This is a genomic window from Curtobacterium sp. AB7 (assembly GCF_044909335.1).
Classification (GTDB): Bacteria; Actinomycetota; Actinomycetes; order Actinomycetales; family Microbacteriaceae; genus Curtobacterium.
Map to the genome: position 1 here is coordinate 74,268 of NZ_JBIYED010000006.1, position 12,137 is coordinate 86,404.

The 12,137-nt window shown below is 71.5% G+C and carries 10 protein-coding genes and 1 tRNA gene; 1 reads left to right on the forward strand and 10 read right to left on the reverse strand.

Annotated elements, in window-relative coordinates; genetic code table 11:
- Window positions 1–10: 10 nt before the first annotated feature.
- The 10 genes from ABH929_RS13510 to ABH929_RS13555 all read right to left on the reverse strand — a co-directional run bounded on the left by ABH929_RS13510 (window position 11) and on the right by ABH929_RS13555 (window position 10,839).
- Entirely contained in the window at window positions 11–1,336 is a 1,326-nt protein-coding gene (locus ABH929_RS13510; RefSeq protein WP_404561597.1) for a threonine/serine exporter family protein, read from the reverse strand.
- A 10-nt stretch (window positions 1,337–1,346) separates the two neighbouring features.
- Window positions 1,347–2,030 carry a class F sortase gene (locus ABH929_RS13515; protein ID WP_404561598.1) on the reverse strand — a complete coding sequence of 228 codons (684 nt, stop codon included), beginning with the start codon at window positions 2,028–2,030 and terminating at the stop codon, window positions 1,347–1,349.
- A 176-nt stretch (window positions 2,031–2,206) separates the two neighbouring features.
- Window positions 2,207–3,706, reverse strand: coding sequence for a hypothetical protein (locus ABH929_RS13520; RefSeq protein WP_404561599.1), 1,500 nt, complete (start codon window positions 3,704–3,706; stop codon window positions 2,207–2,209).
- Between the two features lie 217 nt (window positions 3,707–3,923).
- Window positions 3,924–4,000: transfer RNA gene (locus ABH929_RS13525), tRNA-Leu, on the reverse strand.
- 76 nt (window positions 4,001–4,076) lie between these two features.
- Entirely contained in the window at window positions 4,077–5,552 is a 1,476-nt protein-coding gene (locus tag ABH929_RS13530; protein ID WP_263089483.1) for an FAD-dependent oxidoreductase, read from the reverse strand.
- A 38-nt stretch (window positions 5,553–5,590) separates the two neighbouring features.
- Window positions 5,591–6,139, reverse strand: a complete 549-nt coding sequence (locus ABH929_RS13535) for a DUF501 domain-containing protein (RefSeq protein ID WP_111084823.1) — start codon at window positions 6,137–6,139, stop codon at window positions 5,591–5,593.
- Between the two features lie 67 nt (window positions 6,140–6,206).
- Window positions 6,207–6,740 carry a septum formation initiator family protein gene (locus ABH929_RS13540; RefSeq protein WP_404561600.1) on the reverse strand — a complete coding sequence of 178 codons (534 nt, stop codon included), beginning with the start codon at window positions 6,738–6,740 and terminating at the stop codon, window positions 6,207–6,209.
- A gap of 369 nt (window positions 6,741–7,109) precedes the next feature.
- Window positions 7,110–8,393 carry a phosphopyruvate hydratase gene (gene eno, locus ABH929_RS13545; RefSeq protein WP_131845281.1) on the reverse strand — a complete coding sequence of 428 codons (1,284 nt, stop codon included), beginning with the start codon at window positions 8,391–8,393 and terminating at the stop codon, window positions 7,110–7,112.
- Window positions 8,394–8,489: 96 nt separating this feature from the next.
- Window positions 8,490–9,734, reverse strand: a complete 1,245-nt coding sequence (gene hisS, locus ABH929_RS13550) for a histidine--tRNA ligase (RefSeq protein WP_404561601.1) — start codon at window positions 9,732–9,734, stop codon at window positions 8,490–8,492.
- A gap of 349 nt (window positions 9,735–10,083) precedes the next feature.
- The gene (locus tag ABH929_RS13555) at window positions 10,084–10,839 is read right to left on the reverse strand and encodes a MazG family protein (RefSeq protein WP_404561602.1); all 756 of its coding nucleotides are present in this window, start codon (window positions 10,837–10,839) and stop codon (window positions 10,084–10,086) included.
- A 90-nt stretch (window positions 10,840–10,929) separates the two neighbouring features.
- On the opposite strand from ABH929_RS13555, the gene nhaA reads away from it, so the two are divergent.
- Window positions 10,930–12,108 (forward strand): Na+/H+ antiporter NhaA, encoded by a 1,179-nt coding sequence (gene nhaA, locus ABH929_RS13560; RefSeq protein WP_404561603.1) that lies wholly within the window; start codon window positions 10,930–10,932, stop codon window positions 12,106–12,108.
- The last annotated feature ends 29 nt before the right edge of the window (window positions 12,109–12,137 follow it).

Sequence of the window (12,137 nt, forward strand, 5' to 3'; positions counted from 1 at the left end):
TCACCCGGCGCTACGAGTGGCTCGGCGCGTTCCGGGCGAACAGGCCCGGCAGCAGCCCGCCGATCTTCGTCCCGATGCACAGGCTGACGAAGGTCGCCAGGGGTGTCGCGAGGGACTCGGCGTCGAACGTGGCCACCGCCACCAGCCCGACGGTCCCGGGGACGAGCAGCAGGAACGCCGGGAAGAACGACACCGTCGCCGGGATCGCCGGCACGAGCCGCTCGAGCAACCGGGTCGCGACGAACAGCAGCGCCGCCGTCGCACCGGTCGCGACGACGCTCCCCCACACCGGCGTCGTCCCGCTCACCAGGGCGTAGGCGGTGACCATGACCGCCACCGACACGAGCGTCAGCCGCCAGCCCGAGCGGAACACCAGGCCGAGGCCGACCGCCAGGACCACCACGGCGACCCAGGACACCCAGTAGGACGGCACGGACTCCCACCCGGCGAGGTCCGTGCCGACGCCGGCGACCTCGCCGACGAGCGCCGCTGAGGACGGGTCGACGTGCAGCCCGGTCAGCGCGCTGCCCGAGGCGATACCGGCCGCCATGAAGCTGAGCATGATGAGCCCCTGGACCAGCCGCGAGGACCCGGTCACGATGTCGGCGGCGGTCAGCTCGAGCAGGGCGTTGGTGATGAGGGCACCGGGGACGAACACCGCCACCGGGGCGCACACGGCGAACAGCGGGACCTGCTCGAATCCGGCGCCCGCGGCGACGAGTCCGACGATGGCCGTCGACACGAAGGCGGCCAGGAACGGGATGATCGCGACGGCCTCGCGGAAGCGCCGGAGCAGCAGGCCGATGACCCCGACGAGCGCACCGACCAGGAGCGCGAGCAGGATCGCCCACCACGGGCACCGGAAGACGACCGCGAGCCCGGCGGAGGTCAGCGCGTTGCCGAGGATCCACGGCAGTGCGGGCGGCGGGACGGTGCCGGCACGGATGGCCCGGACCCGCGCGGGGATCTCGGCGAGGGCGATGGAGCCGCTCTCCAACCCGAGCACGACACGGTTCGCCCGTGCAGCCTGTCGCGACGACAGCTCGACGCCCTCGGCGTTCACGATCGTCGCCGCACCGGTCGAGACCTCGCTCACCATCACGAGCGCCGGCAGCACCCCGATCGCCAGGGTCGGACCGACCCCGGCGGCGTCGCGGGCCTTCTCGAGCGCCGAGCGGACGTCGGTGACGGAGCTGCCCGCGTCGAGCAGCAGCGCACCGAGCGTGCCGAGGAGCATGCCGACCGGGACGGTCTCGCCGTCGACGACCTCGACGTGGGCCTCGGGCCGACGGAGGGCGTTCTGCAGGTTCGCGAGTGCGCTTCCGAGTCCGACCACGCAGGCGATGTTAGCGATCGAGCGTGGCCTCGATGACCACGTTGTCGACCGAGGCGGAACCGTCCGGCCGCTGCAGGCACGTGATGAGCAGGAGCCGGCCGGGCTCGTCCGCCCAGACGTCGGCATCGGCGGCCACGGTCGCCTTCGTGATCCGCTCGGAACCGGTCACCGTCCACCGCGCGTCGCCGATCCGGACGCTGCTGCCGACCGCGACCTCGGAGCGTTGCCCGCCGACGTCGATGAGGAGGTTGCCCGGGCCGATCGCACCGTTCCGCAGCGAGTGCATGACGACGAACACGGTGCCGTCGGCGCGGTCCGCCAGCGGTACCCCCAGGTTGCGGACCCGGTAGGCCTCGCTGAACCCCGGCGGCGTGATCTGCCCGTCGACGGCGTTTAGTTCGCCGAGCGGCACGTCGAGCCCGACCGACGGCACCACGAGCTGGACGCCGGTGTCGGCGACCGCGTTCGAGGCAGACGCCGCCGTCCCCGACTCGCCCGGGTCGAGCGTGACCTGCTTGCCGTCGAGCGACGTGCCGGTGATCGCCGTCGGCGAGGCCGCTCCGGTGGTCGCCGTGACCACACCGACCACGCCGACGACGAGGGCCGCCGCGGCGAGCACGACGATCGTCCAGAGCAGCGCGGTGCCGCGACGGCGGGGCCGCCGCCTGCGGGGCGTGGTGCGTGGGGTGGTCACGATGGGTTCCGTGGGTGGTGACGGACGTGTCGGACGGGAGGCGCGCCTCCCCCCCCCACCGGCACGGCCGGAGCGCCGCTGGCGCGTCGCTCCGGAACCGGCGGCGTGGGCCCAGTCCGACACCTGGGTGCCGGGATCCGCGTGGCGGGGTCGACCGCCCCGCGGATCCCGGTGCGTCAGTCCTGCTGGGTGACGCGGCGGCGGTACGCGATGAACGCGACCGAGCCGAGGGCGACGACGCCGACGGCCGACAGCCCGATCCACGGCAGGGCCGAGGTGCCGGAGACGGTGCCTCCGGTGTTCACGGCTGCGCCGGTGGTGACCGCCGTGGTGGTGTCGACCGGGTCGACGACGACGGTGCCGTCAGCGGAGACCGTGATGGCGAGCGAGACCACGGCGGTGCCGTCGGAGGACTCCACCGCGATGGTGTGTGCGCCGGCCGGGGTGTCCGCGGGGATCACGACCGAGGTCGCGAAGGCGCCGTCGGCGTCCGTGGTCACCGTGCCGAGGACGACGGGGTCGCTGTGCAGGACGATCGAGTACTCCGTCGCTGCCGGCAGGCCCTCGGCGCGTAGCGGCACCGAGTCGCCGACCGTGAAGGTGGTGGTGCCACCGGTGCTGATCGACGGGGCCGGGGTGGTCGGGCCGGTCGTGGGCTCGGGGGTGCCGGGCTCGCTCGGCTCGGTCGTCGGCTCCGGGGTGCCGGGCTCGCTCGGCTCGGTCGTCGGCTCCGGCGTCACCGGGGTGGTCGGCTCGGCTGTGGGTGCCTCGGCCGCCGTGTAGGCGATCGAGATCGGCTGCGGCTTCTTGGCCGCGGCGTCGTTCGCGCCAGACGTGTACCAGTACGAGCTCTGACCGGTCTCGTTCTGGAAGTCGACGAAGTCCGCCGGCCACGAGCCCCAGTCGGCGTTCGTCTTGTTCAGGCTCGTCGCCGACGCGGGCTCGACGCCCTGCCAGTCCGGGCTCACGGTGATGCCCGAGCTCGTGACGTCGACGTCGGTGAGGGTGGCGAGGTGCACCGTGCGCGGCGTCAGCGGCGCCCAGCTGCCCCCGTCGCGCGAGGCCGCGTAGCCCGAGACCGTGGCGGTGAGCTCACCCGTGCCGTCCGCTGCGACGTGCAGTTCCGGGTCCTCGGCGGACCAGTAGGTCAGGCCGCCGTAGAACGCGACCGTGAAGCCACCGTCCCACGCGATGTCCGCGGTGCCGCCAGCGGCGTCGACGGTGCCGGTCCCCGCGGCGAGCGTCAGGACCCCGGCGGTCGTGGTGCCCGGGCGGACCGTGGCGCCGTCGCCGGCCTGGCACTTCGTGGCGAAGGTCGGGGTCGAGGTGCCGCCCGCGGTCTTCGGGTAGGCGATCGAGACGTTGCCGGCCGAAGCGGCGTAGCCGGGCGACGGGTTGGTCGCGGTCCACGGAGCCGAGGCACCCGAGTTGCCGGCGACCCCGGCGGACAGGAAGTTGCAGCCGCCGAAGTAGGCGCCGGCGTTGGCCTCGTTGCTGAGGCTCCAGGACAGCGACGCGTCGGTGACGTCGGCGGAGGCGGCATTCGCGGGGGCGGCGCCGAGCGCGGCGGCTGCGGCGATCGTCGCGCCGAGGGCGACGGCGGTCGCGCCGGCGGTCGCGCCGGCGGCCAGACGCCGGGCGCGAGGAGAGGACAGGTGCATTCGGGTGGTCTCCAAGTTTGGGTAGCCTTACCTAACTTACTGAGCATATGGACAGGAGTTAGGTTAGGCAACCCTAAGCTGGTTTCCACCGGACCAGTTCGAGCGGGGGCACGGGCACGGTTCGCACGCGTCAAAGCGACAGATGTGCGCACAGATGCGCCGTCGTACCCGCCAGGGCGACAGTGTGCCGCGAACAGTTGGCGGCACGACGTCGCTTTCGCGAGCCGCGCGGTGGTACCCCCGGTGGGACTCGAACCCACAACTCGGCGATTTTAAGTCGCATGCCTCTACCGATTGGGCCACGGGGGCGGGCCGCAACAGCCTACCGATGCGCGAGAGGCGGCCACCCCGAAGGGTGACCGCCTCTCGCGCACTGCTGCTGGGACTACTTGGCGTCGGCCGGGGCCTTCACGGGCTCGGCCTCGTTCGAGACGTCCTTGGCGGGCTCGCCGTACGCCGGGCCAGCGGCGCCGGCGGGCTGCCCCTCCGCCGGGGCCTGCGCAGCGGCCGGAGCTGCCGGGGCCTCGGCAGCGGGCTTCGGACGGGACGCGAACGCCTCGAACGCGGCGCGCGGGGTCTCACGGTCGTCGAGCGACGCGATGTCGCGGCCCAGGAAGAAGCCACCGACCCAGTCGCCGATGACGCGCCACTTGCGCTCCCACGACGGCATCGCCATGCCGTGGTAGCCGCGGTGCGCGCCCCACGCCAGGAAGCCCTTCATGGCGAACTTGCCGGACTGGAACACGCCGATGCCGAGACCGAGGCCCGCGACGGCGCCGAGGTTCTCGTGCTTGTAGTCGGTCGTGGCCTCGCCACGGATGGTCGCGACCAGGTTCTTCGCGAGCTGCTTCGCCTGACGGACGGCGTGCTGGGCGTTCGGCACGCAGAAGCCGCCGACGCCACCACCGGTGAGGTCCGGCACGGCTGCGACGTCGCCACAGGCCCATGCGTCCGCGATCACGCCGTTGTCGTCGACGACGCGCAGGTCGGGCTGCACGCGGATGCGACCGCGCTGCTCGAGCGGGAAGTCGGTGCCCTTGACCATCGGGTTCGCCATGACACCGGCGGTCCAGATGATGAGGTCGGACTCGATCTTCTCGATCGCGCCGTCGCTCGTCTTGAGCTCGCAGACGCCACCGACGGCCGAGGCCAGCTGGGTCTCGAGGTGCACGTTCGCGCCGCGCTGCGCCAGGTTCTTGAGCACCCAGTGCGAGGTCTCGAGCGACACCTCCGGCATGATGCGGCCCATCGCCTCGACCAGGTGGAAGCGCGTCTCGTCGAAGGAGAGCTGCGGGTAGCTCTTCAGCAGGTCGGTGACGAAGGAGCGGAGCTCGGCGAAGACCTCGATGCCGGCGAAGCCACCACCGACGACGACGACGGTCAGCAGACGGTCACGCTCAGGACCGGCCGGCAGGTTCGCCGCCTTGTGGAAGTTCGTGAGGATCTTGTCGCGGATCGCCGCGGCTTCCTCGATCGTCTTGAGACCGATGGCCTCGTCAGCCACACCCGGGATCGGGAACGTGCGGGACACCGCGCCGGCGGTCATGACGATCTGGTCGTAGGACTCCTCCCACGCCTCGCCCTCGGCCGGGGTGATCGTGGCGGTCTTCGTCGCGTGGTCGACCTTGGTGACCTTCGCGGTGACGACGCGGGTGTTCTTGAGGTGGCGGCGGTGCGAGACGACCGCGTGGCGCGGCTCGATCGAACCGGCGGCGACCTCGGGCAGGAACGGCTGGTACGTCATGTACGGCAGCGGGTCCACCATGACGACCTCGGCTTCGCCCTGGCGAAGGTGCTTCTCGAGCTTCCATGCGGTGTAGAAACCGGCGTAACCGCCGCCGACGACGAGGATCTTGGGCACGGGGGATGATCTCCTTGGATGGGGGTTTCGGAGTCGAGTCAGACTTCGCCGCCACCCGCCCCGACTCCAGCGTCTGCACCGTCATCATACGCCCGGCACTCACACCGGGAGGGCGACCAGTCCGCGCGCTCGAGCGCGAGGTCGCCGATGGGGTTGACGCCGGGTCCGGCGGCGAGGGCGTGACCGACGAGGGCGTGCAGGCACTTCACACGGGTGGGCATGCCACCGGCGCTGATGCCGACGATCTCGTCGACGTGCTCGATCGACTCGCGATCGGCCAGGTAGGACTCGTGGGCCGCGAGGTACGCGGCCGCGGTGGTGTCGTCCTCGAGGAGTGCTGCCAGCTCCGGCATCACCTGGTTGGCCTCGAGGGTACTGACCGCGGCGGTGGCCGCGGGGTGGCACAGGTAGTAGAACGTCGGGAACGGGGTGCCGTTCGACAGTCGGGGCTTCGTGGAGACGACCGTGGGGTTGCCACAGACGCACCGTGCCGCGATCCCGATGACGTCGCGTGCCGGTCGGCCGAGCTGCGCCGACACGACCTGGACGTCGCGGTCGGAGGGCGGGTCGAAGGGAGGGGTCGTCACGGGAACGTGAGCCTACCGGAGACCCGGCGCCCCGCGCACCGTCGTGCCGGACGGGTCCGGCTCGGGGCTACTTGCTCTCGCCGGTACCCGAGACGTCCGGGGCCACGAGGTCCGCGGCGGTCTCGTCGGTGAGGCCGGACTGCAGCACCGAGGACAGCATCGCCTGCACCCAGTCCACCTTCGGCGTCTGGACCTTCGTGCTGACGGGCGTGCCGGAGTCCGTGGTCGGCGTGGTCTCGGCCGAACGGTCCTCGGCCCCCATCACGAGGTAGCTCTCCTCACCCGGGTACACGTAGAGCAGGCGGTCGCGCGCCTGCGCCTCGATGTACGCGGGGTCGTCCCAGCGGGCGACGTCCTTCTTCTTCTGCGTGACGTCGGCCTTCTGGCTCGCGACCTCACGCTGCTGCTGAGCGATCTGCTCCTGCTGCTGGATGAGCGTGCGGAGTGACGGTGCGAGCACCACGACGAAGAGCACGATGACCGCGAGCATCAGCAGGCTGAACCCGGAGAAGTGGATCGAGCGGTACCACGGCTGCGCCGACGTGCTGCCGTCGGGCATCGCCACGGGGACGCGGCGGACGCGGGGCTTCTGGCTGGGCACGTCCCGACGATAACCCGACCGACGCGGTGGGAGCGCCCGGCGCGCGGCCGTTCGGTGGCCTCTCAGCGACTCGCGTCGTCCGCTCGATGCTGCCGGGAGGCGCGGCTGCGGTCCGCACCGTCCGGACTGCACACGGAGTGGTCACGACACACCGCCCGGCGTGCGTCCGGCGGTCACGTCCTGTCGGCCAAGCCCGGGCCAGCCGACGACTTGTGACCACTCGACGCAGCGCGCGCGGCAGGTCCCGACCCCGGCACGGAGCCGTTCGGTGGCCTTGCAGCGACTCGCCGAGGCCCCGCACACGACGAGACGCCGTCCTCTCGGGAGAGGACGGCGTCTCGGTGGTGCCGGTACTGCTGGCCGAGCTGGTTACAGCGACTTGGCGCGCGGGAAGGCCGAGCGGCCGGCGTACACCGCGGCGTCGCCGAGCTCTTCCTCGATGCGGAGCAGCTGGTTGTACTTCGCGACGCGGTCCGAGCGGGCCGGGGCGCCGGTCTTGATCTGACCACCGTCGACCGCGACCGCGATGTCCGCGATCGTGGTGTCCTCGGTCTCACCGGAGCGGTGCGACAGGATCGAGGTGAGGCCGTGACGGTGCGCGAGCGAGACCGCGTCGAGGGTCTCGGTGAGCGTGCCGATCTGGTTGACCTTCACCAGGATCGAGTTCGCGGCCTTCTCGTCGATGCCCCGCTGCAGACGCTTCGGGTTGGTGACGAACAGGTCGTCGCCGACGATCTGGACCTTGTCGCCGAGCTCGGCGGTCAGGTGCGACCAGCCTTCCCAGTCGTCCTCGGCCAGCGGGTCCTCGATCGTGACGAGCGGGTAGTTCGCGACGAGGTCGGCGAAGTACGCGGTGAACTCCTGGCTCGAGAGCTGCTTGCCCTCGAACGAGTACTTGCCGTCGTGGAAGAACTCGGTGGACGCGACGTCGAGGCCGACGGCGATGTCCTTGCCCGGGGTGTAGCCGGCCTTCTCGATCGCGGTCAGCAGGAAGTCGAGCGCCGCACGGTTCGACGCGAGCTCCGGCGCGAAGCCGCCCTCGTCGCCGAGGCCGGTCGCGAGGCCCTGCTTCTTCAGCTCGCCCTTGAGGGCGTGGTAGGTCTCGACGCCCCAACGGAGCGCCTCGGAGAACGACTCGGCACCGTAGGGCACGAGGAAGAACTCCTGGATGTCGACGTTGGTGTCCGCGTGGGCACCGCCGTTGACGACGTTCATCAGCGGAACGGGCAGCGTGTGCGCGTTCGGGCCGCCGAGGTAGCGGAACAGCGGCAGGTCGGCCGAGTCTGCGGCGGCACGGGCCACGGCGAGCGAGGCACCGAGGATCGAGTTCGCGCCGAGGCGGGACTTGTTCTCGGTTCCGTCGAGCTCGATGAGCGCAGCGTCGACGAGGCGCTGGTCGGTGGCGTCGAAGCCCTCGAGCGCCGGGCCGATCTCGTCGAGGACGGCGTCGACGGCCTTGAGCACGCCCTTGCCGCCGTAGCGCGAGGCATCGCCGTCGCGGAGTTCGTACGCCTCGAACGCGCCGGTGGAGGCACCGGAGGGGACGAGCGCGCGGGACACGACGCCGTCGTCGAGGAGGACCTCGACCTCGACCGTCGGGTTGCCTCGGGAATCGAGGACTTCGCGTGCGCCTACGGCATCGATCAGGGCCACGGGGTACTCCCTACACATTGGTTGTGGTGTTTGCGGGACCGATCCTAGCGAGCCGAGGTGAACACGACGTCGACCGTGACGCTCGGTGTGGACGACTCAGTCGAGCGGGCGGAACTCCACACCCTCGAGGGACGTCGTGTCGGCGCCGACGGTCGCGAAGGCGGAGAACCCCTGTGCGGCCAGACCGGCGAGCAGGTTCTTCGTGTTCTTGGTGCGTCGTTCGAGCCGCACGCGCCGGTGCGACCCGAGCGCCTCGGTCTTGAGGGCCGCGAGCCGGACCGGGTCGACGTCCTTGTCGTACACGAGCACCACGGCGTCCGACTCGGCGGACTCCGGGAGTGTCACGAGGTCGACCAGGCGCTCGAAGCCCAGCGAGAAGCCGACCGCGGGGACGTCCTGCCCGAGGAACCGACCGATCATGCCGTCGTACCGACCGCCGCCGCCCAGGCTGTAGCCGAAGTCGGGGTGCGCGACCTCGAAGATCGTGCCGGTGTAGTAGCCCATGCCGCGCACGAGCGTCGGGTCGAAGCGCAGGTCGACCCCGGGCAGCGCTTCCCGCAGACGCAGCAGGTCGGAGAACGCCTCGGCGTCGAGCCACGCAGCCCCGTCGACCGCGGTCCAGTCCGCGGCCTCGAGCGCACGGATGGTGTCCTCGAGCCCCGGCAGCTCCTGTCCGACGGTGCTGCGGAGCTCGGCGGCGACGCCGTCCGGGCCGATCTTGTCGAGCTTGTCGATCGTGATGAGCGCGCGGTCGGCGGCCGTCGGCTCCGCGATGCCCCACGACGCCAGCAGGGTCAGCAGGATCCGCCGGTCGTTGATGCGGATCGTGGTGCCGGTCACCCCGAGCGCGTCGAGCGCTGCGGTCGTCGCACGGATCAGCTCGATCTCGGCCAGCTGCCCGGGCTCCCCCAGGATGTCGATGTCGCACTGCACGAACTGGCGGTAGCGCCCCTTCTGCGGACGCTCGGCGCGCCAGACCGGCGCGATCTGCACCGACCGGAACACCGAGGGCAGCTCGGCACGGTGCGAGGCGTAGAAGCGGGCGAGCGGCACGGTCAGGTCGAATCGGAGGCCGAGGTCGGCGAGGTCGAGCGGCGCCTGGGCCGACTGCAGGTCCTCGGTGCTGAGCCCGCGCTTCATGACCGCGAACGCCAGCTTCTCGTTGTCGCCGCCGAGCCCGGAGTGCAGCCGTGCAGCGTCCTCGACCACGGGCGTCTCGATCTCGTCGAACCCGTGGCGGGAGTAGACGTCGCGGACGACACCGAGCACGTGCTCGCGTCGGGCCTTGTCCGCGGGGAGGAAGTCGCGCATGCCACGGGGTGCCGTCACGGTCGTCGCCATGGCGTCAAGTCTGGCAGATACGCATCAACGAGTTGCGCGGCATGCGCTCTACTGGCATACTGCATTCAGTACCTCGGTTCGGAGCGTGCCTGATCCACTCTCCGGACCGATCGCGTGGGCACCGTGCTGCAGTGTGCCCCGCGACTCGAGCGGGTTCTGCGTGCACACCTCTCCCTGGGGGTGTGCCCACCCGCTCACGGGCGCCCTCCTTTTTCGGGTTAGGAGGGCGCCCTTCTCTTCTCCCGCGCACGCACGCACGCGACGGCTCCCCGCGCACGCACGACGCGGCGGCTCCCCGCGCACGCACTCCGCGACTCCCCGCGCACGCACTCCGCGACTCCCGGCACACTCACTCCGCGGCGCGGCCGGCCTCCTCGAGCGCAGCGACCGCAGCACGGAGACTCGCGACCGGGTCGATCCCGTCCCGCACCGCTCCGGCGACCTCTTCCAGCATCGCGATCCCCCACGCCGGGTCCACCGCCCCCGCACCATCGGCCGGTGCCGGTGCCGGTTCCGGTGCCGGTGCCGGCGACCCGACCGAGGCCCGAGCGGTCCCCGCCCCGGGTGCCGCAGCCGACGTGGCGGACGTGCCGCGGGCCTCCCGGTCGGCGGCCACGACCGACGCGACGGCCGCGACGGCCGCACCGTGCTCCTCCAGGCGCTCCAGCAGCTTGACGGCTCGCTCCAGCGGCGGCATCGCGCGCGGGACGCCGTCGAGGGCGCTCGTCCGGGCCGACTTCTCCGCGGCCTTCGCCGCGCGCCACACCCGGACCACGTCGTCGACGGTGTCCGCGGTCTCGTCGCCGAACACGTGCGGGTGCCGACGGACCATCTTGTCGCGGACCCCGGCGGCGACGTCCTCGAGGGTGAACTGCCCCGCGCGTTCGGCAATCCCGGCGTGCAGGACGACTTGGTACAGGACGTCGCCGAGCTCCTCGCGGACGTCGTCCGGGTCGCCGTCGTCGATGGCGTCGACGAGTTCGTAGGACTCCTCGACCGCGTACCGCGCGAGCGTGGCGTGGGTCTGCGCACGGTTCCAGACGCAGCCTCCGTCCTCGGCGAGCAGGCGGTCGACGACGGTCACGAGGTCCGGTACGGCGGTCATCGCGCCATCGTCTCACCCACGTATGCTGGTGGTGGTGTGTCGGGAAGCCTGGTCGACGGACAACCACCCGACCCCTCGAGACGGAGATCCATGTCGTCCCTCGTCCGTTCCCCCCGTTTCAGCGCCGTCGCGCTCCTGACCGCCGCCGTGCTCGGCCTGGTGGTCGCGAACTCGCCCGTCGGCCCCGGCCTCGAACGACTGCTCGACGCGCATCCGCGCCTGGGCACCGTCGGCCTCGACCTGTCGATCGCGCACTGGGTCAGTGACGGTCTGCTGGCGGTCTTCTTCCTGCTCGTGGCGATCGAGCTGAAGCAGGAGCTCGTCGACGGTGAGCTGTCGAACCCGAAGACCGCGATCGTGCCGGCGATCGCGGCGGTCGGCGGCGTGCTGGTGCCGGCCGGGGTGTTCCTGCTGGTGACCGCGGGTACCCCGTACACGCACGGCTGGCCGATCCCGACGGCGACCGACATCGCGTTCGCCCTCGGTGTCCTGGCGATGTTCGGTCGCGGGCTGCCGAGCGGGATCCGGGTGTTCCTGCTCGCACTCGCGGTGCTCGACGACCTCATCGCCATCATCATCATCGCCGTCGTGTTCGCGCACGACACCGACTTCCTGGCCCTCGCCGGTGCCGTCGTCACACTCGCGGCGTTCTGGCTGCTCGGCCGGATGCTCCGGCCAGGGCGCAGCGGTCAGATGCTCGTGATCGTGGCCATGATCGTCGTCGGGCTCGTCACCTGGTGGCTCGTCTTCCACTCCGGCGTGCACGCCACGATCGCCGGCGTCGCGCTCGGACTCGTGCTCCCCCGCCGTCCGGGGCACACCCTGCACGAGCACGTCGAGCCGTGGTCGAACGCGATCGTGCTGCCGGTGTTCGCGTTCGTCTCGGCCGCGGTGGTCATCCCGTCGGTCGGCATCGGCGAGCTCTCCCCCACGTTCTGGGCGGTCGTCATCGCGCTCCCGGTCGGCAAGGTCATCGGCATCACGCTGTTCGGCGCGGTCGCCACGCGGATCTTCCGCTCACCCGGGCGGTCGTCGTTGTCGTTCTTCTCGATCATCACCGTCGGGGTGCTCGGTGGGATCGGCTTCACGGTCTCGCTGCTCATGAACGAGCTCGCGTTCGCCCGGAACGAAGAGGTCCTCGACGAGGGTGTGCTCGCCGTGCTCGTCGGCTCGGGCATCGCCATCGTCGCGTCGGCGATCGTGGTCACGCTGCGGGCGCGGGCGTACCGCGGGCGGCGCGAGCTGTCCGAGGCCGAGGCGACCGAGTAGCGGGCCGCGGGCCCGGGCGCGCACCACCG

Excerpts from the sequence above, each read along its gene's own strand:
- ABH929_RS13555 (WP_404561602.1), bottom strand. The coding sequence starts at position 10,839 with ATGACCGCCGTACCGGACCTCGTGACCGTCGTCGACCGCCTGCTCGCC.
- nhaA (WP_404561603.1), top strand. The coding sequence starts at position 10,930 with ATGTCGTCCCTCGTCCGTTCCCCCCGTTTCAGCGCCGTCGCGCTCCTG.
- hisS (WP_404561601.1), bottom strand. The coding sequence starts at position 9,734 with ATGGCGACGACCGTGACGGCACCCCGTGGCATGCGCGACTTCCTCCCC.